22 protein-coding genes and 4 pseudogenes are annotated in these 24,517 nt (G+C 71.4%); 21 read left to right on the top strand and 5 right to left on the bottom strand.

The window, feature by feature from the left end:
• The first annotated feature begins 3 nt into the window (after window positions 1-3).
• Window positions 4-1,128: an allantoicase gene (alc, locus tag OG456_RS07200; protein WP_266558352.1), complete on the top strand. Its 1,125-nt coding sequence runs from the start codon at window positions 4-6 to the stop codon at window positions 1,126-1,128.
• Window positions 1,129-1,201: 73 nt separating this feature from the next.
• Here alc and OG456_RS07195 read toward each other — a convergent pair whose 3' ends face one another.
• Window positions 1,202-1,933 carry an SDR family oxidoreductase gene (locus OG456_RS07195; RefSeq protein WP_266558350.1) on the bottom strand — a complete coding sequence of 244 codons (732 nt, stop codon included), beginning with the start codon at window positions 1,931-1,933 and terminating at the stop codon, window positions 1,202-1,204.
• Window positions 1,934-2,261: 328 nt separating this feature from the next.
• On the opposite strand from OG456_RS07195, the pseudogene OG456_RS07190 reads away from it, so the two are divergent.
• Both OG456_RS07190 and OG456_RS07185 read left to right on the top strand, forming a co-directional pair.
• Window positions 2,262-3,166: pseudogene (locus tag OG456_RS07190) on the top strand (DMT family transporter).
• A 155-nt stretch (window positions 3,167-3,321) separates the two neighbouring features.
• A complete protein-coding gene (locus tag OG456_RS07185) occupies window positions 3,322-3,723 on the top strand; it encodes a ribonuclease (RefSeq protein WP_266558348.1) in 402 nt (133 codons plus the stop codon).
• A 23-nt stretch (window positions 3,724-3,746) separates the two neighbouring features.
• On the opposite strand, the gene OG456_RS07180 is transcribed toward OG456_RS07185, so the two are convergent.
• Window positions 3,747-3,947, bottom strand: a complete 201-nt coding sequence (locus OG456_RS07180; RefSeq protein ID WP_266558346.1) for a hypothetical protein — start codon at window positions 3,945-3,947, stop codon at window positions 3,747-3,749.
• 180 nt (window positions 3,948-4,127) lie between these two features.
• Between OG456_RS07180 and OG456_RS07175 the strand changes: the two genes are divergently transcribed.
• The 7 genes and pseudogenes from OG456_RS07175 to OG456_RS07145 all read left to right on the top strand — a co-directional run.
• On the top strand, window positions 4,128-5,393 hold the full coding sequence (locus OG456_RS07175; protein WP_266558344.1) for a histidine kinase: 1,266 nt from the start codon (window positions 4,128-4,130) through the stop codon (window positions 5,391-5,393).
• 147 nt (window positions 5,394-5,540) lie between these two features.
• Window positions 5,541-5,996 (top strand): annotated as a pseudogene (locus tag OG456_RS07170) (response regulator transcription factor); the annotation flags it as partial.
• Window positions 5,997-6,091: 95 nt separating this feature from the next.
• On the top strand, window positions 6,092-7,414 hold the full coding sequence (locus tag OG456_RS07165) for a transposase (RefSeq protein WP_266558342.1): 1,323 nt from the start codon (window positions 6,092-6,094) through the stop codon (window positions 7,412-7,414).
• A gap of 40 nt (window positions 7,415-7,454) precedes the next feature.
• Window positions 7,455-7,574 (top strand): annotated as a pseudogene (locus OG456_RS07160) (LuxR C-terminal-related transcriptional regulator); the annotation flags it as partial.
• A gap of 83 nt (window positions 7,575-7,657) precedes the next feature.
• The gene (locus OG456_RS07155) at window positions 7,658-8,905 is read left to right on the top strand and encodes an ROK family protein (RefSeq protein WP_266558340.1); all 1,248 of its coding nucleotides are present in this window, start codon (window positions 7,658-7,660) and stop codon (window positions 8,903-8,905) included.
• Window positions 8,906-8,950: 45 nt separating this feature from the next.
• Window positions 8,951-10,132 carry a cytochrome P450 gene (locus tag OG456_RS07150; protein ID WP_266558338.1) on the top strand — a complete coding sequence of 394 codons (1,182 nt, stop codon included), beginning with the start codon at window positions 8,951-8,953 and terminating at the stop codon, window positions 10,130-10,132.
• A 67-nt stretch (window positions 10,133-10,199) separates the two neighbouring features.
• Window positions 10,200-10,412: pseudogene (locus OG456_RS07145) on the top strand (PaaI family thioesterase); the annotation flags it as partial.
• Between the two features lie 26 nt (window positions 10,413-10,438).
• Here the strand turns inward: OG456_RS07145 and OG456_RS07140 are convergent.
• Window positions 10,439-11,443, bottom strand: a complete 1,005-nt coding sequence (locus tag OG456_RS07140; protein WP_266558336.1) for a Gfo/Idh/MocA family oxidoreductase — start codon at window positions 11,441-11,443, stop codon at window positions 10,439-10,441.
• A 127-nt stretch (window positions 11,444-11,570) separates the two neighbouring features.
• Between OG456_RS07140 and OG456_RS07135 the strand changes: the two genes are divergently transcribed.
• The 9 genes from OG456_RS07135 to OG456_RS07095 all read left to right on the top strand — a co-directional run bounded on the left by OG456_RS07135 (window position 11,571) and on the right by OG456_RS07095 (window position 20,504).
• The gene (locus OG456_RS07135) at window positions 11,571-12,308 is read left to right on the top strand and encodes a GntR family transcriptional regulator (protein ID WP_266569103.1); all 738 of its coding nucleotides are present in this window, start codon (window positions 11,571-11,573) and stop codon (window positions 12,306-12,308) included.
• Window positions 12,309-12,465: 157 nt separating this feature from the next.
• Entirely contained in the window at window positions 12,466-13,455 is a 990-nt protein-coding gene (locus OG456_RS07130; RefSeq protein WP_266558334.1) for a sugar ABC transporter substrate-binding protein, read from the top strand.
• A gap of 116 nt (window positions 13,456-13,571) precedes the next feature.
• Window positions 13,572-14,576, top strand: a complete 1,005-nt coding sequence (locus tag OG456_RS07125; protein WP_266558332.1) for a sugar ABC transporter substrate-binding protein — start codon at window positions 13,572-13,574, stop codon at window positions 14,574-14,576.
• Window positions 14,573-15,622, top strand: coding sequence for an ABC transporter permease (locus OG456_RS07120; RefSeq protein ID WP_266558330.1), 1,050 nt, complete (start codon window positions 14,573-14,575; stop codon window positions 15,620-15,622). The genes OG456_RS07125 and OG456_RS07120 overlap by 4 nt, the downstream gene beginning before the upstream one ends.
• On the top strand, window positions 15,619-16,419 hold the full coding sequence (locus OG456_RS07115; protein ID WP_266558328.1) for an ATP-binding cassette domain-containing protein: 801 nt from the start codon (window positions 15,619-15,621) through the stop codon (window positions 16,417-16,419). The genes OG456_RS07120 and OG456_RS07115 overlap by 4 nt, the downstream gene beginning before the upstream one ends.
• A gap of 177 nt (window positions 16,420-16,596) precedes the next feature.
• Window positions 16,597-17,781: an ROK family glucokinase gene (locus OG456_RS07110; protein ID WP_266558326.1), complete on the top strand. Its 1,185-nt coding sequence runs from the start codon at window positions 16,597-16,599 to the stop codon at window positions 17,779-17,781.
• The gene (locus OG456_RS07105) at window positions 17,781-18,359 is read left to right on the top strand and encodes a sugar kinase (protein ID WP_266558324.1); all 579 of its coding nucleotides are present in this window, start codon (window positions 17,781-17,783) and stop codon (window positions 18,357-18,359) included. The genes OG456_RS07110 and OG456_RS07105 overlap by 1 nt, the downstream gene beginning before the upstream one ends.
• Before the next feature lie 154 nt (window positions 18,360-18,513).
• A complete protein-coding gene (gene pcaC / locus OG456_RS07100; RefSeq protein WP_266558322.1) occupies window positions 18,514-19,806 on the top strand; it encodes a 4-carboxymuconolactone decarboxylase in 1,293 nt (430 codons plus the stop codon).
• A 62-nt stretch (window positions 19,807-19,868) separates the two neighbouring features.
• Window positions 19,869-20,504 (top strand): MBL fold metallo-hydrolase, encoded by a 636-nt coding sequence (locus tag OG456_RS07095; protein ID WP_266558320.1) that lies wholly within the window; start codon window positions 19,869-19,871, stop codon window positions 20,502-20,504.
• A 26-nt stretch (window positions 20,505-20,530) separates the two neighbouring features.
• Here OG456_RS07095 and OG456_RS07090 read toward each other — a convergent pair whose 3' ends face one another.
• A complete protein-coding gene (locus OG456_RS07090) occupies window positions 20,531-21,103 on the bottom strand; it encodes an isochorismatase family protein (protein WP_266558318.1) in 573 nt (190 codons plus the stop codon).
• Between the two features lie 156 nt (window positions 21,104-21,259).
• On the opposite strand from OG456_RS07090, the gene OG456_RS07085 reads away from it, so the two are divergent.
• Window positions 21,260-22,039, top strand: a complete 780-nt coding sequence (locus tag OG456_RS07085) for an exodeoxyribonuclease III (protein WP_266558316.1) — start codon at window positions 21,260-21,262, stop codon at window positions 22,037-22,039.
• Window positions 22,040-22,113: 74 nt separating this feature from the next.
• On the opposite strand, the gene OG456_RS07080 is transcribed toward OG456_RS07085, so the two are convergent.
• Window positions 22,114-23,931: an SGNH/GDSL hydrolase family protein gene (locus OG456_RS07080; protein ID WP_266558314.1), complete on the bottom strand. Its 1,818-nt coding sequence runs from the start codon at window positions 23,929-23,931 to the stop codon at window positions 22,114-22,116.
• A 121-nt stretch (window positions 23,932-24,052) separates the two neighbouring features.
• Between OG456_RS07080 and OG456_RS07075 the strand changes: the two genes are divergently transcribed.
• On the top strand, window positions 24,053-24,493 hold the full coding sequence (locus OG456_RS07075; protein ID WP_116508095.1) for a DUF6278 family protein: 441 nt from the start codon (window positions 24,053-24,055) through the stop codon (window positions 24,491-24,493).
• Window positions 24,494-24,517: the final 24 nt, after the last annotated feature.

Below are 24,517 nucleotides of genomic sequence, written 5' to 3'. Positions count from 1 at the left end.
ACTGTGACGGCGATTCCCCGCTTCACCGGCGACGCGAACCCCTACGGCGGCGGAGACCCGTACGCCGACTACCGCACCGCCGACTTCCCGTTCACGCAGTACGCCGACCTCGCCGCGCGGCAGCTCGGCGCCGGTGTCATCGCCGCCAACGACGAGTTCTTCGCCCAGCGCGAGAACCTCCTCGTGCCCGAGCGCGCCGAGTTCGACCCCGAGCACTTCGGCCACAAGGGCAAGATCATGGACGGCTGGGAGACCCGCCGTCGCCGCGGCACCGGCGCGGACCACCCGTGGCCGACCGCCGAGGACCACGACTGGGCGCTCGTCCGGCTCGGCGCGCCCGGCGTGATCCGCGGCATCATCGTCGACACCGCCCACTTCCGCGGCAACTACCCGCAGGCCGTCTCCGTCGAGGCCGCGTCCGTCGAGGGCGCGCCCACCCCGGCGGAGCTCCTGTCGGGCGACGTCAAGTGGACGACGCTCGTACCCCGCACGGCGGTCGGCGGCCACGCGGCCAACGGCTTCGCCGTCGACGTGGAGCAGCGCTTCACACACCTGCGCGTCAACCAGCACCCCGACGGCGGCATCGCCCGCCTGCGCGTCCACGGCGAGGTCGTGCCCGACCCCAAGTGGCTCGCCACGCTCGGCACCTTCGACGTCGTCGCCCTGGAGAACGGCGGCAGCGCCGAGGACGCCTCCAACCTCTTCTACTCGCCCGCGAGCAACACCATCCAGCCGGGTCGCTCCCGCAAGATGGACGACGGCTGGGAGACCCGCCGCCGCCGCGACCAGGGCAACGACTGGATCAGCTACCGCCTGGTCGCCCAGTCGCAGATCCGCGCCCTGGAGATCGACACCGCGTACCTCAAGGGCAACTCGGCGGGCTGGGCTTCGGTCTCGGTGCGCGACGGCGAGTCCACCGACGAAGCTGCGTGGACCGAGGTCCTGCCCCGCACGCGCCTCCAGCCCGACACCAACCACCGCTTCGTGCTCGACACCCCCGCGGTCGGTACCCACGCGCGCGTGGACATCTACCCGGACGGCGGCATCTCCCGCCTGCGCCTGTTCGGCTCGCTGACCGACGAGGGCACGGCCCGCCTGACGGCCCGCCACCAGGAGCTCGGCGGCTGACCCCGTCCCTCCCGCAGACCCGCGCGGGGGCGTACCGGCCCGACAGCACCGGTACGCCCCCGCGCGCATCACGTCACGCCGCGTGCCCGCCGTCCACGGCGAACTCCGCGCCCGTGACGTACGTGGCCTCGGGGCCCGCGAGATAGGCGACCATCGACGCCACCTCGTCGGCCGTGCCGAACCTCTCCAGCGCGACGGAAGCGGTCTGGCCCGAGGCGTAAGGGCCGTCCGCCGGGTTCATGTCCGTGTCGATCGGGCCCGGGTGGACGATGTTCGCCGTGATGCCGCGGCCGCCCAACTCGCGCGCCAGCGCCTTCGTCAGGCCGATCAGGGCCGCCTTGGTCGTCGCGTACACCGTCCCGCCGGGACCCGGTACGCGCTTGGTCATGCAGGTGCCGACGGTGACGATCCTGCCGCCGTCGGACAGCCGTGCCGCGGCGGCCTGCGAGGCCAGCAGGACACCGCGCACGTTCACCGCGAGCGCGTGGTCGATCTCGGCGAGGGAGAAGCCCTCCAGCGGTCCGAGCACGCCCAGGCCCACGTTGTTCACCAGCACGTCGAGCCTGCCGAACGCCTCCGCCGTCTGCTCCACGGCGCCGGCCGCCTCGTGGGCGTCCGCCGAGTCGGCGCGCAGCGCGAGGCCGCGCCGCCCCAGTGCCTCGATGCGGCGCACGACCTCCTCGGCCGCCTCCTTGCCGTTCACGTAGGTGACCGCCACATCCGCGCCCTCACGGGCGAGCCGCAGCGCGGTCGCCGCGCCGAGCCCACGGCTGCCACCGGTGACGAGTGCTGCCCTGCTGTTCATGGGTCCTCCTGTAGCCATCGGTTGTTATGACTTCAAGTAAATGGACGGGCGGTCCCTGGTGCTGGCGGCAAACGGACACCTATGCCGCCGCCCCGGGCCACGTGGGCAGACCGATGCATTCCGGGTGCGGGTGCGGGTACGAGTGTGGTGGGGGTTGGGGTCGGTGCGGGTGGGGCCAGGCCCTCTCGTCTGGATCAGGCGAAAGAGTCGAGCCGGCCCGGTGGGCGGAAAGCGCTGGCCCCGACGATCTTGCCGCGGGTACGGTGAGCCGCCCCTGTGCGAGCCGCCGACGTCTCCACGCCCGCCGTACGCCGCCGGAGACCGCACCTTGACCACGCTCACCGTCACCGCGCCCCGCCGCGCCTGGCTCACCGACCTGCCCGTTCTCCTCGTGGCCGTCGTCTGGGGAGCCAGCTATCTCGCGGCCAAGGGCATCACCACGCAGACCACCGTCCTCGCGGTGCTCGTGCTCCGCTTCGGCGCCGTCCTGCCGGCGCTCGCCGTCGCCGGGTGGGGCGCGCTGCGCGGGCTGGGCGCCGCACAGTGGCGCGGGGCGGGACTCCTCGGGCTGATCCTCAGCGGGATCTTCCTTCTGGAGACCTACGGCGTCGTCCACACCTCCGCGACGAACGCGGGGCTCATCATCAGCCTCACCATGATCTTCACGCCGCTCGCCGAGGCCGCGGTGACCCGGACCAGGCCGTCCCGGACGTTCCTCGCCGCGGCGGCCGTCTCCGTGGCGGGCGTCGTCCTGCTCACCCAGAGCGGCGGCTTCACGGCCCCGTCCGCCGGCGACCTCCTGATGCTGCTCGCGGCCCTCGCCCGCACCGTCCACGTCCTCGCCATGGCCCGGATGAAGTCCGTGCGGGGTGCGGACGCGCTGCCCCTGACGACGGTCCAACTGGGCGCGTCCGTGGTCGTGTTCGCGCTCCTGTGCGGGGTGCCGGGGACCGGCGCCGCGCCGTGGGAGGCGGCCGCGGACTTCGGCGCGCGCGAGTGGGCGGGCGCCTCGTCTTCCTGTCCGTCTTCTGTACGCTCTTCGCCTTCTTCGTGCAGATGTGGGCGGTCCATCGGACGTCGCCGTCCCGGGTGAGCCTGCTCCTCGGCACGGAGCCGCTGTGGGCCGCGGCGGCCGGCATCGTCATCGGCGGTGAACGCCTGGGACTGCTGGGCCTGTTGGGAGCCGTGTTCGTGCTGGCAGGGACGGCATGGGGGCGCCGGGCCACCGCCTGAGCCGCCGCCTGAGTCACCGCCTCAGGCGCTTGCCGATCGGGCCCCGAACGCGCCCTGGGCGCGCCTGAAGCGGCGCCTCCGATTGGTTAACTTCCGGAAAACTCCCCCGACTTGACGTTGACACGTCATGCTCTACGCGCGTCACACTAGGGGCCATGCGAATCCCCCCACGAATCGCCAGTGTCACTGCCCTCGCCGCCGCCCTGCTCATCGGCGGCCCCGTCCTCGCCGGCTCGGCCACCGCGGCCCCCGTCACGTACTCCGTGACCGCCGTCGGCGACATCTGCTACTCGGCGCTGCCCTCTCAGGCCCACGACACCCTCGACCTCATCGAGCAGGGTGGCCCCTACCCGTACGACCAGGACGGCACCGTCTTCCAGAACCGGGAAGGCGTCCTGCCCTCGCAGTCCACCGGCTACTACCACGAGTACACGGTCATCACCCCCGGCTCCCCGACCCGCGGCGCCCGCCGCATCGTCACCGGTGAGCAGTCCCAGGAGGACTACTACACCGGCGACCACTACGCGACGTTCGACCTCGTCGACCACGGCTGCTGAACCGCCCGCGGTGACCGGCGCCGTCAGCTCCCGACACTCTCCGACGCGGCGAACAGGGCGAACGCGAGCACGATCAGCGCGATGCTCCCGTACACCTCGTAGCCGTCGAGGAAGCCGAGGTGCTGGACGACGCCCCAGCTCAGCCACCCGGTGAACTCGTGCAACAGGCCGACCGCGCCCTGAATGAGCGCGATCGCGCCGATGAATTCCAGAACCTTCTTCATAGGTGACAACCTCGCCCCGAGGACCTCCCACGCACATCGGCCGCGGGGCGAGGTGCGTCCCGCCACAAGGCGCGACTTCCGCAGGGACGCGGCTACCGAAGTACCGGCCGCCGCGACTTTCGTCCACGGTCCGCTCCACGAGGCGGTCCCGTGTGCCCCGGGTGCGTAGATTTGTCGACCATGGAGGTTCAGGGACGGACAGAGACGCCCCCGCCGGGGGAGCGGTACCGGTGGCGGCGCAGGATGCTGCCCTCGGCCGTCGCCGACGAGCTCGACCTGGACCCGGACGGCCGCCCCGGCCGGTGGCGCCGCACCCTGCGCGACTGGGTCGTCGACTTCACCTGCTTCGGCGTCGCCGTGGGCATCGGCCTGCTCGGCGCCCACTCCGTCTCGAACGACCCGAACACCTCCGAGGGCCTCGCCGCCCTCGACCAGTGGCTCGGCGCACTCGCCTGCGCCTCCGTGTGGCTGCGCAGGCGGTGGCCTCTGGGCCTGGCCGTCGCGCTGTCGGCCGTCAGCATGGTGTCGAACAGCGCGGGCGGCGCCACCCTGGTCGCCGTCTTCACCCTCGCCGTGCACCGCCCCTTCCGATACGTCGCGTGGGTCGCCGGCGCCTCCTGCGCACTGATCCCGTTCTTCTTCTGGATCCGGCCGGACCCGGACTCGCCGTACGTCGTCTCCGTCGCCTTCACGATCATCCTCACGGTCACCGTCGTCGGCTGGGGCATGTTCGTACGCTCCCGGCGCCAGCTCCTGCTGTCGCTGCGCGACCGGGCGCGGCGCGCCGAGACCGAGGCCGCACTGCGGGCCGAGCAGGCGCAGCGCCTCGCCCGCGAGGCCATCGCCCGCGAGATGCACGACGTGCTCGCCCACCGGCTCACGCTGCTCAGCGTCCACACGGGCGCCCTGGAGTTCCGGCCCGACGCCCCGCAGCGGGAGGTCGCCCGCGCGGCCGGCGTCATCCGCGAGAGCGCCCACGAGGCGCTCCAGGACCTGCGCGAGATCATCGGCGTCCTGCGGGCCGACGACCACGGCGAGGAGTCGGGGCGGCTCCAGCCGACGCTGGCCGCGCTCGACGCCCTCGTCGCCGAGTCGCGCGAGGCGGGGACGAAGATCGTCCTCGACCACCAGGTCAGCGCCCCGGACACCGTCCCCGCGTCCGTCGGCCGCACCGCCTACCGCATCGTCCAGGAGGGACTGACCAACGCCCGCAAGCACGCCCCCGGCGCCGAGGTCCTGGTCGTCGTCTCCGGCGCGCCGGGCGACGGCGTCACCGTCTCGGTCCGCAACCCGCCGCCCCCCGGCGAGGTCCCGCACGTGCCCGGCTCGGGCCAGGGACTGATCGGCCTGACGGAACGCGCGACCCTGGCCGGCGGCAGCCTCGGCCACGGCGCCGCCGACGACGGAGGCTTCGCGATCGAGGCGTGGCTGCCGTGGCCCGGGTGACCCCCGCCCGCGGCGGGCACCCGTGGACCAGGTGATCACCGCCTCGCTACGGTGGCCCCGAGGACGGTGGCTGCGACGACGGTGACGGCTGGCGACGAGAGTGACGGCTGCGGTACGACGGCGCGAAGGCGGGACTGGATGAACTCGGTGGAACCGATCAGGGTGCTCCTCGTCGACGACGACCCGCTGGTGCGTGCGGGCCTCTCGTTCATGCTCGGGGGCGCGCTCGACATCGAGATCGTCGGCCAGGCGGGCGACGGCTCGGAGGTCCCCGCCCTCGTCGCCGAGACCCGTCCCGACGTCGTCCTCATGGACATCCGTATGCCGGACGTGGACGGGCTCGCCGCGACCGAGGCGCTGCGGGCTCGGTCCGACGCACCCGAGGTCATCGTCCTCACCACGTTCCACGCCGACGAACAGGTACTGCGCGCGCTGCCCGCCGGGGCCGCGGGTTTCGTCCTCAAGGACACCGCGCCCGCCGAGATCGTCGAGGCGGTCCGCCGGGTGGCCTCCGGGGCGCCCGTCCTGTCGCCGACGGTGACCCGGCAGCTCATCACGCGGGCCACCGGCCCCGACCCGCAGCGGGAGCGCAGGGCACGCGCGCGTGAATGCAGGTTGTAGACGACGTGGCGCCCGGTGCGCACCTCGGGATTTTGGTTCCATCGTGGTGACATGGGGTCCAACGTTATGGTGACCATGTGACTACGGAACGTGCGGAAGACAGGCGGCAGTTCGGGCACCGTGCCCGGCTGGCGCTGACGCCTGGACAGGCCCAGCTCATGGACGACCAGGCGCACGCGGCCCGCACCATGTGGAACTGCCTGCACGACTGGTGGACGATGCTCCCCAAGGACAAGCGTTCCCTGGCCGCCGCCGATGCGGCGATCCGCCAGGCCCGTAGGGAGATCGACTGGCTCGGAGTGCTCCCCGCCCAGGCCGGGCAGGCAGTGCTGAAAACGTACGTCCAGGCGTGGAAGAACTGCTGGGAGTGGCGGGCGGACGAGCCGAACTTCAAGGCCCGTTTGCGCACCGTGATGTCGGTGGACATCCCGCAGGGCCGCGATCTGCAGATCAAGCGGGTGCACCGCCGATGGGGCATGGTCAACATCCCCAAGGTCGGTCGGGTCCGCTTCCGCTGGACCAAGGATCTCCCGGTCGGCAAGCTCGCCAACAGGGAGAATCGGATCACCGGGGCGCGGTTGGTCAAAGACGGACTCGGATGGCATATCGCCTTCCGCGTCCAGACTCTGGAATCAAAGCCTGAGCCGCACACCGGCCCTGAGATCGGCATCGATGCCGGGGTCAATCTTCCCCTGGCCCTGTCCGATGGCAACCATCAGGATCACGGACGACCCGCCCGGCTCCCGGATGGCACCGCCGACCGGGACAAGTGGCTGAACCCGGATGAAAAGGCCAAGCTGCTCCGCCTCGAACAACGGGCCGCGCACCGCAAGTCCTTCCGCAAGCCGAAGGAGCGCAGCTCCAACCGGCTGAACCGCACCTACGACCAGATCAAGCAGCTCCGCGCAAAAGCCACGCGCCGAGTCGTTGACTGGCAGCACCAGACCACAACGCACCTCGCCCGCACCTACGGCACGGTCGTGGTCGAACAACTCAACATCACGAACATGGTCAAGTCGGCCAAGGGCACCATCGAGGAACCCGGGACAAACGTCGCGCAGAAGTCCGGCCTGAACCGCTCCATCAGCCAGGAGGCATGGGGCCGCACCGTGACGATGCTGACGTACAAGACTGGCCGCTATGGCGGCACCCTCGTCAAGGTCCCCGCCCCTGGCACTTCCCTGCGCTGCTCCGCATGCGGCTTCCTCACGCCCGGCAGCCGGGAAGGCCAGGCCACGTTCGTGTGCAAGAACCCAGACTGCGGCTGGTGTGGCAACGCCGACTGGAACGCGGCCCGGAACATCTTGCACCTGTACCGGATCGGCCTCGTGGCGATCCCGGCTGCCGGGAGGGCAGTCGTCAGGCGCACCCGTGGCGTCAAACCCGCCGCCGCAAGGTAGGTGGGAATCTCCTTCCTGAGCTTGCGAAGGGAGGAGAGCACTTCAAATGAGCGTCGCCACCGTCAAGGCTCACGTCTCCCGCATCCTCGCGAAGCTCGGCCTGAACAACCGCGTCCAGATCGCCCTCCTCACACACGACGCGGGACTCCTGGACGACTGACCCGTGCGGCACGGGTAAATTCACAGCGTGATCCGGGCGCGGGCGAACAGCGCCCAGGGTCCGCCGCACGGGGGAGGATGACGATGGCCGGACCACGCCGGCGCACGGTGCGTGACCTCAGACGCAACAACCGCGCCACGGTGCTGCGCAAGCTCTACTTCGACGGGCCGCTCAGCCGACAGGAGTTGGGACCCCTCACCGCACTCAGTTCGGGGTCGATCAGCAACGTCGTCTCCGAGCTCGTCGCCGACGGCCTCCTGGAGGAGGCCGGGTCGGTCGACTCCGACGGCGGCAGGCCGCGCACGCTCCTGCGCGTCGCCCCGCACTGCGGCCACCTCGCCGGCGTCGACATCGGCGAGACACGCGTACGCGTGGAGCTGTTCGACCTCACCCTGAACGAACTCGCGTGCGTGGACGCCCCGTTGCCCGACGGACACCATGACGCGCAGGACGTCGTACGGATCGTCGCGTCCGGCCTTGCGCAGGTGCTCGGCGAGGCGAAGGTCGCCCCGGACGCCCTCATCGGCGTCGGCATCGGCGTGCCCGGCATCGTCGACGCCTCCGATGCGGGCGGCGCCGTCGGGGCCGTCGTGCACGGCCAGGCCATCGGCTGGGACGCCGTCCCCCTCGAAGCGATGCTCCGTGACCGCGGTGAACTCCCGCCGGAACTGCCCCTGTTCGTCGACAACGGCGCCAAGACCCTGGGGCTCGCCGAGATGTGGTTCGGCGCGGGCCGCGGCGCCCGCACCGCCGTCGTCACCCTCATCGGCTCCGGAGTCGGCGCCTGCGTCATCGCCGACGGCGTCCCCTACCAGGGCTCGTCCGGCAGCGCGGGGGAGTGGGGCCACACGACGCTCCGGGTCGGCGGGCGCCGTTGCCGGTGCGGGGCGCGCGGCTGCCTGGAGGCGTACGTGGGCGCCGAGGCCCTGCTCGAACGATGGCGCGAGAGCGGCGGCCACTGGACCTCGACCGACGAGGAGGGGGCGCTCGCCGAACTCCTCGCCGACCCCGGTGCCGGTGAACTCCTCGACGAGACGGCCGAGTTCCTCGGCGCCGGCATCGCCGACCTCGTCAATCTCTTCAACCCGGAGCGCATCGTCGTCGGCGGCTGGGCCGGGCTCCTCCTCGGTCCCCGCCTCCTCGAACCGGTCCGGCGGGCGGCCGCCGCGTACGCCCTGCGCCACCCGTACGCGCAGACCACGATCGAACTCGGGCGCCTCGGACCCGACGCCGTGACGGTCGGCGCGGCGACCCTGCCCCTCGCGCGCTTCCTCGCCGAGGGCGGCGCGGCGATCACCTCAGGGGAACCGATCGTCAGTGGCGCGAGTTAGATTCGGCAGAAGCCGAGGGTCAGGGTCACAGCGAGGGGCGGCGCCATGGGGGAAGCGATCGATCTGGGCGACTACGCGGGCTTCACGGCCGACCCGTATCCCGTCTACGAGGAACTGCGCGCCCGCGGCCCGGTGCACCGGGTGCTGCTGCCCAAGCCCGCCGACGACGGCGAGGCGTGGCTGATCGTCGGGCACGAGGAGGCGCGCGCCGCGCTCACCGACCCGCGCCTGGTCAAGTCCCCCGCCAAGCTGGGCTTCTCCGGCCTCGACGAAGAGCTGATCGGCACCCATCTGCTGATCACCGACCCGCCGCACCACGCGCGCCTGCGGTCCCTCGTCACCCGCGCCTTCACCGCACGCCGCGTCGAGTCGCTGCGCCCGCGCATCCAGCGCGTCACCGACGACCTGCTCGACGCGATGCTCCCGCACGGCCGCGCCGACCTCGTCGAGTCGTTCGCCTTCCCGCTGCCGCTCACGGTCATCTGCGAGCTCCTCGGTGTCCCCGACATCGACCGCGCAGACTTTCGGCGCATGTCGAACGAGGTGGTCGCGCCGAGCGACCGCGATGGCGAGTACGCGACGTTCGTGGAACTCGCCGCGTACCTGCGCGACCTGATCGAGGACAAGCGGGCGTCGGCCCCCGCCGACGACCTGCTCAGCGCCTTGATCCGCACGACCGCGGAGGACGGCGACCGGCTCTCGCCCGACGAGCTGTGCGCCATGGCCTTCCTCCTCCTCATCGCGGGCCACGAGACGACGGTGAACCTGATCGCGAGCGGTGTACGCGCCCTGCTGACCCACCCGGACCAACTCGCCGCGCTGCGCGCCGACATGACTCTCCTCGGCGGCGCCGTCGAGGAGATGCTGCGGTACGAGGGTCCCGTGGAGAACGCGACGTACCGCTTCACGGTCGAGGACACCGAGGTCGGCGGCACGGTCATCCCCGGCGGCTCCGCCGTCCTCGTCGGCCTGGCCTCCGCGGACCACGACCCGGAGCGCTTCCATGAGCCGGGCCGCTTCGACATCCGGCGCGACGCCCGGGGCCACATCGCCTTCGGGCACGGCCTCCACCACTGCCTCGGCGCACCCCTGGCCCGCCTCGAAGGCCAGATCGCCCTGCGCTCACTCCTGGACCGCGCCCCCGCGCTCGCACTCGACGGCCCGGCGGACGACTGGCTGCCCGGCATGCTGATTCGCGGCGTACGAAGCCTGCCGGTCCGGTGGTGACCGACGCCCCGCGCGCGGCACAGCCGGCCGGCCGTACCCGCCCCCGCCGATCTGCCCGGAGACCTCCATGACCGCACCACGCGACAACGACACCTCCCAGGAGCTGGACCTCGCCCTGGCGGCGAAGCTCCTGGACGCCCAGCCGTTCAGCCGTCTCGTGGGCGCCCGGCTCACCGCGTTCGGCGACGGCGGGGCCACCATCGAGGTCGACATCAGACCGGAGCTGCAGCAGCAGAACGGGTTCCTGCACGGCGGGGTCGTGTCCTACGCCGCCGACAACGCGGGCTCGCCGAGGGGCCCTGGGAATCAGCCCCCGGGGATCTCCTCCATCCGGACCAACCGCCGTTCCCGGCGGGACAGTTCGCAGGCCTCCGCGATCCGCAGCGCGTGCAGGGCCTCGCGGCCGTCGCACGGGTTCTCGCGTTCGCCGCGCACCACGTCGACGAACGCGACGAGCTCCGCCTCGTACGCGGGGGCGAAGCGTTCCAGGAAGCCCGGCCAGGGCTTGGACGCGGCGGGCGGGCCCTTGGGCTCGGTGGAGGCGACGGGCGTGCGGTCGTCGAGGCCGACGACGACGGTGTCCAGCTCGCCGGAGAGTTCCATGCGCACGTCGTAGCCCGCGCCGTTGCAGCGCGTCGCCGTCGCCGTGACCAGCGTGCCGTCGTCCAGCGTGAGGACGGCGGCCGCCGTGTCGACGTCCCCGGCCTCGCGGAACATCGCGGGTCCGGCGTCGGACCCGGTCGCGTACACCTCCGTCACCTCGCGGCCGGTCACCCAGCGCAGGATGTCGAAGTCATGGACCAGGCAGTCCCGGTAGAGGCCGCCGGACAGCGGCAGATACGCGGCCGGCGGCGGCGCCGGGTCGCTCGTCATGGCCCGTACGGTGTGCAGCCGGCCGAGACGGCCCGAGCGCACCGCCTCGCGCGCCGCCGTGTACCCCGCGTCGAAGCGGCGCTGGAAGCCGAGCTGGAGCACCGTCCCGGCCCGCTCGACCTCGGCGAGCGCGGTCAGTGTGCCCGGCAGGTCGAGGGCGATGGGCTTCTCGCAGAACACCGGGAGCCCGGCCCGCGCCGCCCGCCCGATCAGCTCGCCGTGCGCGGACGTCGCCGCCGTGATGACCACCGCGTCCACGCCCCACGAGAAGATCTCGTCCACCGTGGGCGCCGCCGTCGCGCCGATCCGGTCAGCGAGCGCGACGGCGCGCTCCGGGTCCGCGTCCGTGACGACGAGCGAGCCGACCTCGCGGTATCGCTCCAGAACTGCTGCGTGAAAGGTGCCGATACGGCCCGTCCCGATAAGTCCGATGCGCATGCAGTCAAGGTGCCGCCCTGGGAACCCGCTGTCAACGGTTTGTCCGGACAACCGAACTTCACGACTTCCCGTCAACATTCCTTGCGACTACGCTCGGCCCGTGGCCAAACCAGTAGTCGACCCGACGGTGTCGCTCCAGCTCAGCGTGGACCGCAGCAGTCCGGTCCCGCTCTATTTCCAGCTCTCCCAGCAGCTGGAGGCGGCGATCGAGCGCGGCTCCCTGACCCCCGGCAGCCTGCTCGGCAACGAGATCGAGCTCGCGGGCCGGCTCGGTCTGTCCCGGCCCACCGTGCGCCAGGCCATCCAGTCCCTCGTCGACAAAGGTCTCCTCGTCCGCCGGCGCGGCGTCGGTACCCAGGTCGTCCACAGCCAGGTCAAGCGCCCCCTGGAGCTGAGCAGCCTCTACGACGACCTGGAGGCGGCGGGCCAGAAGCCCGAGACACGCGTCCTGGCCAACACACTCGTGCCGGCGTCCGCCGAGGTCGCGGCCGCGCTCGGGGTGGGGGAGGGCGACGAGGTGCACCGGGTCGAGCGGCTGCGGCTGACCCACGGCGACCCGGTCGCGTACCTCTGCAACCACCTGCCCACCGGGCTGCTCCCGCTCGACACGGAGCGGCTGGAGGCGACGGGGCTCTACCGGCTGATGCGCGCCGCCGGGATAACCCTGCACAGCGCCCGCCAGTCCGTCGGCGCCCGCGCCGCCACGGCCGAGGAGGGCGAGCGGCTCGCCGAGCCCGCGGGCGCCCCGCTCCTGACGATGCAGCGGACCACGTTCGACGACACCGGCAGACCCGTCGAGTTCGGGTCGCACACGTACCGGGCGTCCCGCTACTCCTTCGAGTTCCAGCTCCTCGTACGGCCGTAGAAGCGCCGTAGAAGCTCCGTAAAGCCGTGAAGCGCCGTGGACGTGCCGCGGAAGACCGGCCGTAAGAATGTTATGACAAAGTCATTGACGGTGCCGGGTACCCACCGCTAGAACTCCTCCAGCCGCACACGGGCGGCGAGGAGAGAGGTGGCACACCATGCGCACAGCCCGCACGGCAGCAACCCTCATGGCGGTCGTCGCACTCGCGGCCGGATGCAGCAGCTCCGGAGGCAAGACCTCGGAGGACAAGGCGGACGGCTCCACGGGCGGCAAGTCCGCCGGCACGCCCCGCTTGAAGATCGCGATGGTCACCCACTCCGGCGAGGGCGACACCTTCTGGGACATCGTCCAGAGCGGCGCCAAGCAGGCCGCGGCCAAGGACAACGTCCAGTTCCTCTACTCGAACGACAAAGAGGCCAAGGGGCAGGCCGAGCTGGTCCAGTCCGCGATCGACAAGAAGGTCGACGGGATCGTCGTCACCCTCGCCAAGCCCGAGGCCATGAAGGCCGTACTCGCCAAGGCGAAGGACGCCGGGATCCCGGTCGTCACGATCAACTCGGGCGGCGAGTTCTCACAGCGGTTCGGCGCGCTCACCCACATCGGGCAGGACGAGTCCGTGGCCGGCGAGGCCGTCGGCCGCGAACTCGACAAGCGCGGCCGGAAGAAGGCGCTCTGCGTCATTCACGAACAGGGCAACGTCTCCCTGGAGCAGCGCTGCGCCGGCGTCAAGAAGACCTTCAAGGGCACCGTCGAGAACCTCAACGTCGAGGGCACCGACGCCCCCTCGTCCCAGTCGTCCATCGAGGCCAAGCTCCAGGCGGCCAAGGACATCGACGCGGTCGTCGCGCTCGGCGCCCCCACCGCGGCCGTCGCCGTGAAGGCGAAGCAGGACGCGGGCAGCGAGGCGGAGATCGACACCTTCGACCTGAACGCGGCCGTGGTCAAGAGCCTCAAGGCCAAGGACGTCGGCTTCGCCGTCGACCAGCAGCCCTATCTCCAGGGCTATCTCGCCGTCGACGAACTGTGGCTCTACAAGACCAACGCCAACGTCATCGGCGGCGGAAAGCCCGTCCTGACAGGCCCGGCGATCGTCACCGAGAAGGACGTGCCGAAGCTCGAGAAGTACACCGCGCGCGGTACCCGGTGAACGGATGCGTGATCCCAGTGCCTGATACTTGGACGTTTGGGGCCGGTCGTCGAGCCCCCGGGGCAGGTCCGCCCGCCCCGCAGAACCAGGCACCAGAAGAAGAAGGGCACGGCCTCGTGGCACGGTTTCGGAGCTGGGTGAGCATCGCCCTCGCAGGGGCAGTCGGTCTCACCCTCGCGGGGTGCAGCAGCACCGGCGGCAAGCGGGCGGAGGACGCCAGGAAGGCGGCCTCGGCCCAGGGCAGGGCCGCGGTGAACACCCCGCGCTGGACCGTCGCGATGGTGACGCATTCGGGCGACGGCGACACCTTCTGGGACATCGTCCAGAGCGGCGCCAAGCAGGCCGCCGTCAAGGACAACATCAACTTCCTGTACTCCCACAGCGACGAGGCGCAGCAGCAGGCCCAGCTCGTCGACGCTGCCGTGGACAAGAAGGTCGACGGCCTGATCGTCACGCTCGCCAAGCCCGACGCCATGAAGGCCGCCGTCGCCCGCGCCGAGAAGGCCGGCATCCCCGTGATCACCGTGAACTCCGGCTCCGAGGAGTCCAAGAAGTTCGGCGCGCTCACGCACATCGGCCAGGACGAGACGATCGCGGGCCAGGCCGTCGGCGAGGAGCTGAACAAGCGCGGCCGCAAGAAGGCCCTGTGCGTCCTGCACGAGCAGGGCAACGTCGGCCACGAGCAGCGCTGCGCCGGTGCCAAGGAGACCTTCAAGGGCCAGATGCAGAACCTGTACGTCGAGGGCACCAACATGCCCGACGTCCAGTCCTCCATCGGCGCCAAGCTCCAGGCCGACAAGTCCATCGACTCCGTCGTCACGCTCGGCGCGCCCTTCGCCGCCACCGCCGTGAAGGCCAAGCAGGACGCGGGCAGCAAGGCCGAGATCGACACCTTCGACCTCAACGAGAAGGTCGCCGCCGGCCTCAAGGACGGCACGCTCGGCTTCGCCGTCGACCAGCAGCCCTACCTCCAGGGCTACGAGGCCGTGGACCTGCTCTGGCTCTACCGCTACAACGCGGACGTCCTCGGCGGCGGGAAGCCGGTCCTCACCGGACCGCAGATCATCACCAAGGACCAGGCGGCCAAGCTCGAGGAGTACACGAAGCGGGGGACCCGATGAGCGCCGCCGCACCAGGGACCCCGCCGCTGACGGACGAGCGGCTCCTGAAGACATCGCCGCTGCGCAAGCTCATGGGCCGGCCCGAACTCGGCTCGGTCGTCGGCGCCGTCGCCGTCTTCCTCTTCTTCGCGATCTTCGCGGACAGCTTCCTGCGGGCCTCCAGCCTCGCCACGGTCCTGTACGCGTCGTCGACGATCGGCATCATGGCCGTACCCGTGGCCCTGCTGATGATCGGCGGCGAGTTCGACCTCTCCGCCGGCGTCATGGTCACCACGTCCGCGCTGATCTCGTCGATGTTCAGCTACCAGATGACGGCGAACGTCTGGGTCGGCGTGGGCGTCTCGCTCCTGCTCACGCTCGCCATCGGCGTCTTCAACGGCGTCATGCTGACCCGCACCGACCCACCGAGCTTCATCATCACGCTCGGCACGTTCCTGATGCTGACCGGCATGAACCTCGGCTTCACCAAGCTGATCAGCGGCACCGTCTCCACCAAGTCGATCTCCGACATGGAGGGCTTCTCCTCCGCGAAGGACGTCTTCGCCTCCACGCTCACCATCGGCGGCGTCGACTTCAAGATCACCATCCTGTGGTGGCTCGCCCTGATCGTCGTCGCCACCTGGATCCTGCTGCGCACCCGCGTCGGCAACTGGATCTACGCGGTCGGCGGCGGCGAGGACGCGGCCCGCGCCGTCGGCGTGCCGGTCAACAAGACCAAGATCGGCCTGTACATGGGCGTCGCCTTCGGCGCCTGGATCTCGGGGCAGCACCTGCTGTTCTCGTTCGACGTCGTGCAGTCCGGCGAGGGCGTCGGCAACGAGCTGATCTACATCATCGCGGCCGTCATCGGCGGCTGTCTGATCACCGGCGGCTACGGGTCCGCGGTCGGCGCGGCCATCGGCGCCCTGATCTTCGGCATGACGAGCAAGGGCATCGTGTTCGCCGAGTGGAACCCGGACTGGTTCAAGTTCTTCCTCGGGGCGATGCTGCTCCTCGCGACCCTGCTCAACGCGTGGGTCCGCAAGCGCGCGGAGGCGACGAAATGACCGAGACCGCAGAACGTACGGCGCTTGTGGAGCTCGACGGCGTCAGTAAGTACTACGGCAACATCCGGGCCCTGGAGGACGTCTCCCTCGTCGTGCACGCCGGCGAGATCTCCTGCGTCCTCGGCGACAACGGCGCGGGCAAGTCGACCCTCATCAAGATCATCGCGGGTCTGCACAAGCACGACTCCGGGTCCTTCAGCATCGAGGGCGAACAGACGCGGCTCGCCAACCCGCGCGAGTCCCTCGACCGCGGTATCGCCACGGTCTACCAGGACCTCGCCGTCGTCCCGCTGATGCCGGTCTGGCGGAACTTCTTCCTCGGCTCCGAGCTGACGAAGGGCTCCGGCCCCTTCAAGCGCCTGGACGTCGACCTCATGCGCCGGACGACCCACGCGGAGCTGCTCCGCATGGGCATCGACCTGCGCGATGTCGACCAGCCCATCGGCACGCTCTCCGGCGGTGAGCGGCAGTGCGTGGCGATCGCCCGCGCCGTCTACTTCGGCGCCAAGGTCCTCGTACTCGACGAGCCGACCGCCGCCCTCGGAGTCAAGCAGTCCGGCGTCGTCCTCAAGTACGTCGCCGCGGCGCGCGACGCGGGCCTCGGCGTGGTCTTGATCACGCACAACCCGCACCACGCCTACCTCGTCGGCAACCGCTTCGTCCTCCTGAAGAGGGGCGCGATGTTCGGCAGCTACGCACGCGACGAGATCACCCTCGACGAACTGACGCGCCAAATGGCGGGCGGCAGCGAACTGGACGACCTGCGGCATGAGCTGGAGGGCCGGGACGCCCCTTGAGCAAGGCGCCCCTGAAAGGGGCGCGGGGCTGTCACATTCCGCGGCTCCGCCCCCGGGCACGCCCGGCCAGGAACAACCCGCAGCCGGAGACGGACCCGCGGTAGTGCCCCGCCCACCCCGAGTGACCGGCGCCGCGCGAATGCGCCCCCGCGGCAGCGAAATGGCACAATCGGCGCGATGAGCACCTACCGCGACCTCGCACACCGCGGCTCCGCACGAGCCACTGTCCTGCGGACCGTCGGCACGCGTGAGCGCCGTTCCCACCTGACGGCGCCCCGCGTCCCGACCGTCGGTATCGACATCGGCGGTACGAAGGTGATGGCGGGCGTCGTCGACGCCGACGGCAACATCCTGGAGACCCTGCGCGCCGAGACGCCGGACAAGTCCAAGAGCCCCAAGGTCGTCGAGGACACGATCACGGAGCTGGTGCTCGATCTCTCCGACCGGCACGACGTGCACGCCGTCGGCATCGGCGCGGCGGGCTGGGTCGACGCGGAGCGCAACCGCATCCTGTTCGCGCCCCACCTGTCGTGGCGCAACGAGCCCCTGCGGGACCGGATCTCCAGCCGGCTCTCCGTCCCGGTGCTCGTCGACAACGACGCGAACACGGCCGCCTGGGCCGAGTGGCGGTTCGGCGCGGGCCGTGGCGAGGACCACCTCGTCATGATCACGCTGGGGACCGGCATCGGCGGCGCGATCCTGGAGGACGGCCAGGTCAAGCGCGGCAAGTTCGGCGTCGCCGGCGAATTCGGCCATATGCAGGTCGTCCCCGGCGGCCACCGCTGCCCGTGCGGCAACCGCGGCTGCTGGGAGCAGTACAGCTCCGGCAACGCGCTCGTGCGCGAGGCCCGCGAGCTCGCCGCCGCGGACTCCCCGGTCGCGTACGGGCTCATCGAGCGCGTCAAGGGCAACGTCCCCGACATCACGGGCCCCCTCATCACCGAGCTCGCCCGCGAGGGCGACGCCATGTGCATCGAGCTGCTCCAGGACATCGGCCAGTGGCTCGGTGTCGGCATCGCGAACCTCGCGGCCGCCCTCGACCCGTCCTGCTTCGTCATCGGCGGCGGCGTCTCCGCGGCCGACGACCTGCTGATCGGCCCGGCCCGCGACGCCTTCAAGCGCCACCTCACCGGCCGCGGCTACCGCCCCGAGGCCCGCATCGCCCGCGCCCAGCTCGGACCCGAAGCCGGTATGGTCGGCGCCGCGGACCTCGCCCGGCTCGTCGCCCGCCGCTTCCGCCGCGCCAAGCGCCGGCGCGTGGAACGGTACGAGCGCTACGAGCGTTACCAGCAGGGCACGGGCTTCGGCCTCGGCCCGCAAGGCCCGGCGAGCGCCGCCGGCGAGAATCAGGGACCCAAGTAATGACCGTGCCACGCCAGCCCTCGTCCCCCGACGAAGGGCAGCATCCCCCTGACAACCGCCGGAGGGTCATCCGGCGCCGCGCGCTCACGCTGCTCACGATCGTGCTGCTCATCGGCGTGCCCGCCGGCTATCTGGTGATCTCCGCGGACCAGAGCCGTAGCAGCGGCAAGGACAAGGAGGCCAAGTACTCCGCCACGGGCCTCACCATCGGCTGGCCCTCCAAGGTCCAGCGCCGGCTGTACCAGGTGCCGGTCCCGGTCTCCTCCGCCAAGGGCGTCGCGTACTACGAGACGAACAACCTCAGGACGAGCCGCCTCTACGTCCGCTTCCGCACGACGGACGCGGGCCTTGACAAGTTCCTGAAGACCATCGGGACCAGCTCGTCCAAGCTGAAGAAGGACGAGATCGCCATCAGCGCGCGCAACCAGAAGGTCGTGGGCTGGGTCTTCGACGGCCCTGGCCCGTATTGGGGCGTCACCCACAAGCAGAAGAACCCCGAGCCGACCCTGGACATCGTGGTGAACCGCGCGAACCCGGCGAAGCCCTTCGTGTACGTGGTGTCGACGACGACGCCGTAGCGCCGGCGCGCGCCGGGCGCCGCTCATCTCGCGGGCGGCGGCCTTCACACCGCCTCCCCGAACTCCGTACACCACCAGCCCCACGCATACACTCCGTGCGCACTCACGGGCCCCGCCCCGAACCCTCACAGAGCGACTGGATAGCGTGGAGCAAGTGAGTGAGACGAAGACACCTGCCCTCCAGTACCGCCTCGACGGCCCGGACGACGCCCCGCTGCTCATCCTCGGGCCCTCGCTCGGCACCACCTGGCACATGTGGGACCGGCAGGTACCCGAGCTCGCCCGGCAGTGGCGGGTGTTCCGTTTCGACCTTCCCGGGCACGGCGGCGCCCCCGCCCATCCGGCCGGTTCCGTGGCCGAACTCGCCACGCGGCTCCTGGCCACGCTCGACGAACTCGGCGTGCAGCGCTTCGGCTACGCGGGCTGCTCCCTCGGCGGCGCCATCGGCGCGGAGCTGGCGCTGCGCCACCCCCAGCGCGTGGCCTCCCTCGCGCTGATCGCGGCCTCGCCCCGCTTCGGCACCGCCGACGAGTTCCGCCAGCGCGGCGTGATCGTCCGCAGCAACGGCCTCGACCCCATCGCCCGCACGTCCCCCGAGCACTGGTTCACCAACGGCTTCGCGGCCGCCCAGCCCGCCATCACCGACTGGGCCGTGCAGATGGTGCGCACCACCGACCCGGGCTGCTACATCGCGGCCTGCGAGGCGCTCGCGTCCTTCGACGTCCGGGCCGAGCTCGGCTCCATCGGGGCCCCCACGCTCGTCCTCGTCGGCTCCGACGACCAGGTCACGGGCCCCGCCCAGGCGCGCACGCTCGTCGCCGGCATACCGGACGCCCGGCTCGCCGTGGTGCCCGCCGCCTCGCACCTCGCCCCGGTCGAGCAGCCCACCGCCGTCACCGACCTCCTCGTACGGCACTTCTCCACCGCCTGGCAGCCCGCGTACGAGACCGGGCAGCACGCGATCCCCGCCGCCCCCGTCAAGCCCGTCCTCGCGCCGCCGCCCCCGCCGGTCGCACCCGTCGCGGAGATCGGCCCCATGGAGGCCCAGCCCGAGGCGGCTGTCCGGCCCGACCGGCACGACATGGGTCTCAAGGTGCGGCGCGAGGTGCTCGGCGACGCGCACGTCGACCGGGCCCTGGCCTCCGCGGACGCCTTCTCCGGCGACTTCCAGGAGTTCATCACCCGCTACGCGTGGGGGGAGATCTGGAGCCGGCCCGGCCTCGACCGCCGCATGCGCAGCTCCGTGACGCTCACCGCGCTCGTGGCCGGCGGCCACCTCGACGAGTTGGCCTTCCACACCCGGGCCGCCCTGCGCAACGGCCTCACCGCCGACGAGATCAAGGAAGTGCTGCTCCAGGCCGCCGTGTACTGCGGCGTGCCCGCGGCGAACTCGGCGTTCAAGGTGGCCCAGGCCGTGATCCGCGAGGAGACCACGCCGCAGGAGTAGGAACCGCAGAAGACGGGCGCCGGGACGGGCCGGACGCGGGCGGGGAGAGCAGGATGGTTCGTATGAAGCTCACGAAGAAGATCCATGCCTGCGTCCGCCTGGAGAAGGACGGGCGGACGCTCGTCATCGACCCGGGCGGCTTCTGCGAGGAGGACGTGGCTGTCGGCGCCGAGGCGATCCTCGTGACGCACGAGCACGCGGACCACTTCAACGAGGCCCGGCTGCGGGCGGCCCTCGACGCCGACCCGGCCACCGAGATCTGGACCCTGAAGTCCGTGGCCGACAAGATCTCGTCGGCGTTCCCGGGGCGGGTGCACACGGTCGGGCACGGTGACACGTTCGAGGCGGCCGGTTTCGACATCCAGGTCCACGGCGAACTGCACGCCGTCATCCACCCGGACATCCCGCGCATCACGAACGTCGGCTATCTGATCGACCAGGGCCGCGTCTTCCACCCCGGCGACGCGTTCACCGTCCCCGACCAGCCCGTCGAGACGCTCCTCGTGCCCGTGATGGCCCCCTGGAACAAGATCGCCGAGGTCATCGACTACCTCCGCGAGGTCGGTCCGGTACGCGCGTACGACATCCACGACGCGCTGCTGACCGACCTCGCGTGGCCCATCTACGAAGGGCAGATCGGGGCGCTCGGCGGCACGGACAACCTGCGGCTGACGCCGGAGGAGTACGCGACGCTCTGAGCGCTCCTGGGGTCTGCGAACTCCCGTTACCGGCCGAGGAGTTCGACGACCTCGTCGGTCGTGGCGAGTTCCGCGATCCGCGGGAAGATCTTGCCGAAGCTGTGCTTGTGGGAGGCGGCGTCCGTGTCCGTCGTCGCGTCCTCGACCACCGTGAGGTGGTAGCTCAGTTCGAACGCGGACCGGGCGGTGGACTCGACGCCGATCGAGGAAGAGATCCCCGCGAGCACGATCTGCGTCACTCCGCGGCGGCGCAGCTGGAGGTCCAGCTCCGTCCCGGTGAAGGCGCCCCAGTGGCGCTTGGTGATCACGATGTCGTCGCCGAGCGGGCCGAGCTCGTCCGGGAACTCGGAGAACGCGGCGGGCGGCGCCTGGGTGAGCCCCGGGGTGGTCGACCGGCTCACCGGCAGGTCGCCGCCGTCGGGGGACCAGGCGACGCGGACCCGCACGACGGGCAGGCCCTTGGCGCGGAAGGCCTCCGCCAGCGTGGCCCCGTTCTTCAGGACGGCGTCGGCGGGGTGGACGGTGGGCAGGCCGAGGATGCCGTTCTGGAGGTCGATGAGGACGAGGGCGGTGCGCTCGTCGAGGGTGGTGGCTGGCATGGGGGTGCTCCTTGCGGATCCGGGGGAGATGCTTCGACAGGCTAACTTTCAAGCAGGGAAACTTGCAAGGTAGCCTGCCTATCGCGCCCTGTCCGCGGGCGGCGGCCGCACCTGGGGTCGGCGGGCGTTGTCCTACCCGCCCGGTAGGTTGTGGGCATGCGGATTGCTACCTGGAATGTGAACTCGATCACCGCCCGGCTGCCGAGGCTTCTCGCCTGGCTGGAGAGCACCGGGACGGATGTGCTGTGCGTCCAGGAGACCAAGTGCACGGCCGAGCAGTTCCCCGCGGACGAGCTGCGCGAGCTGGGCTACGAGTCCGCGGTGAACGCGACCGGGCGGTGGAACGGCGTGGCGCTGATCTCCCGCGTCGGCCTGGAGGACGTCGTCACTGGCCTGCCCGGCGACCCCGGTTACGAAGGCGTCCACGAGCCCCGCGCGATCTCCGCCACGTGCGGCCCCGCGCGCGTGTGGTCGGTGTACGTGCCGAACGGCCGCGAGGTGGACCACCCGCACTACGCGTACAAGCTCCAGTGGTTCGAGGCGCTCAAGGCGGCCGTCGCGGGCGACGCCGGGGGCTCCCGCCCGTTCGCCGTGATGGGCGACTACAACGTCGCGCCGACGGACGACGACGTCTGGGACATCTCCCTCTTCGACGGCGCCACGCACGTCACCCCCGCGGAGCGCGCCGCGCTCGCCGAGCTCCGTGAGACGGGCCTGTCCGACGTGGTCCCGCGCCCCCTGAAGTACGACCACCCCTTCACGTACTGGGACTACCGCCAGCTCGGATTCCCCAAGAACCGCGGCATGCGCATCGACCTCGTCTACGGGAACGAGCCGTTCGCCAAGGCCGTGAAGGACTCGTACGTGGACCGAGAGGAGCGCAAGGGCAAGGGCGCCTCGGACCACGCGCCGGTGGTCGTGGACCTGGACGTGTAGGGCGAGGTCGCTCCGCGATCCGGGGGAGTGGAGGTGAAGGCCCGAATGCCCCGCTATCCGAGGGGGCAGGAGCCCTACGGCTTCAGCGCCCCCAGATCCACCGCCCGGGCCATCGCATCGAGCCCCGCGTCCCCGGGGTGCAGATGGTCCCCGCTGTCGTACTCGGGCCGGATCCGCGCGGGATGTGCCGGGTCCCGCACCACGGCGTCGAAGTCGACCACCGCGTCGAAGTCGCCCCCGCTGTCCCGTACGTACGCGTTGACGACCTCCCGCTCCCGGTCCGCCGTGGCCGTGCACAGGGTCTCGCCCTCGCACGGAGTGACCGTCGCCCCGACCACGCGCAGGCCTCGCGCGTGGGCACGGGCGGCGATCTCCCTCAGTCCGGCGACGACCTGGGCCCCGGAGAAACCGGCCCGTACGTCGTTGACGCCCTGGAAGACGACGACCGTGCGGGCCGACGTCTGGGACAGCACGTCACGGTCGAGGCGGTGCAGCGCGCTCACGCCGCCCGTGTCCGTGGAGACGCCGTCCCCCGCATAGCGGTCGCCCGTCACCCGGTTCGCCGAGATCCCCTGGTTCAGGACCCCGTAGTGCGGCACCGCGTCCTGCTCGCGCAGCCGGGTGGCGAGGACGTCGGGCCAGCGGTGGTTCGCGTCCGGCGTCGACTTCACGCCGTCCGTGATGGAGTCGCCGAGCAGGACGACCGACCCGGGCCCGCCGCTCACGTCGACACCGGTGAGCAGCGGCCAGTACGTGATCGTCGACGTGTACGAGGCCGCTGAGGCCTCCGCCGCGTGATCGCCCGGCAGACTCACGAACGAACGCTGGATCGCCTGGCTGTGCACCGGCGCCGTGGCGACCGCCTCCGGGAGGTGGAAGCTGACCAGCAGATTCGCGCCCGCCGGCACATCGAAGCCCACCGCGTCGCTGAACGCCTGCGCCCCCGCGGGGATCTCCGTACCCGCCGCGCCACGGAACGTCAGCGGCACCGGATCGGCCTTGGCCCCGGCGCCCGCGTCCTGCACGGCCACCGTCGCGCTGCCGACCCGCACCGGCGCCGACGCGAAGGTGTTGTCGAGCCGGATCCGCACGCGCGGCCCGCCCACGCTGGTGTGCACGACCAGCCGCACCGTGCGGTCCGCCCAGGGTCCGACGGCCGTGTATCCCGCGGTGGACGCCGACCAGGTGCCGGTCCACCCCGGCGCGGGCGAGCGCACCGACAGGGCGAAGACATGCAGATCGGGGGCGCCGGGGTCCAGGGGCAGATCCACGGAGGCGATCTCGTGGCCCTTGGTCACGGGCACGGTGACGACGAACAGGCGGGTCTTCTCGGCGAGTTGACCGCCGGGCGTGTTGCGGTGGGGCAGCGCCACGGACTTGGTAGCGAGCGGCCCCGTGCGCCAGTCGGGCGCGGTGAGGCGGTACGTGGAGCGCGAGCCGTCCCGGTAGCGCACGGTGCCCGAACCGGCCGCGTCGCCGCCGGTTCCGGCCACCAGGAAGGAGAGCGCGTCGCCCCGGCCGTGCACGCGGACGCGCTGGCCGTCGGCGCGCACGTTGTCGGGCCCCGTCGCCGCCGTGCGCGGCCAGGTGAGGCGGGCGCCCTCAACACCCAAGGCGCGCCCGGGAGTCCAGCCTGCCGCGGTCAGATCGCCGGCGGACAGCGAGCTGCCCGAGCCGTCGAAGTCGGCTTCCCCGGCCCGGTCGTCGGCGCTGACCGCCCTGTTGTCGAAGAGCCGCTCCAGGGGGAGCGGTTCGGGTCTGTGCGGGGCGGCCTGCGCGACGGCGGTTGGGGCGAAGCCCGTAAAGAGCGCCAGTACAGCTGCCGTTCCCGAGACGCGTCGGCGCACGACCGACTCCCTCCACTTGTGGGTGAGACGTGACAGGTGCGCCATGAAGTTAAAGATGAGGCAGGTTCGCGTCAATGAGCCTGTGCGAACGTGGCCCGAACTCTCCGTAACGGGGCTCCGCGCGCCCTGTGGTGCGACGGCCTGCGGGGATGTCAGGGTGAGTGGTATGAACATCCCTTTCTTGGACAACTGGCGCAAGAAGCACGGCTCCGCTTTCGGCGTGGCCGTTTTCACCGAGGGTGACGGCGGGGCCGAGGGCGTCGCGGAGCTTCTCTCCGAGTGCGAACTGCTGCGCTCGCAGGCGCACGAGGCGGGGGTCGAACTGGACGACACCGTCGCGTCGTTGGAGGCGCTCGACCAACTGGTGCCGCGCTGGCGCGAGGACGAGGAAGCGCTGCCGTGGCTCGGCAACGACGCGGGCCTGTACCTCGGTACGGTCCTCGTCCGCCAGGTGCCGGGCGCGATGTGGGTGATCTGGCCCAACGGGCAGCCGGTGGTGCGGCTCCGCTCCGGCCGCGAGGTCGACGTCGTCGCCGCGGGCCACGAGTGGGCGACGAGCGGGGCTCCCGAGCTGTCGCAGTTCTACGCCGAGACATCGGAGACGTAGGCCCGCAAATACGGTTAATGCCCC

The sequence above is a fragment of the Streptomyces sp. NBC_01446 genome, from assembly GCF_026340095.1.
GTDB lineage: Bacteria > Actinomycetota > Actinomycetes > Streptomycetales > Streptomycetaceae > Streptomyces > Streptomyces aureus.
This window is presented reverse-complemented; position numbering and strand designations above follow the sequence as displayed.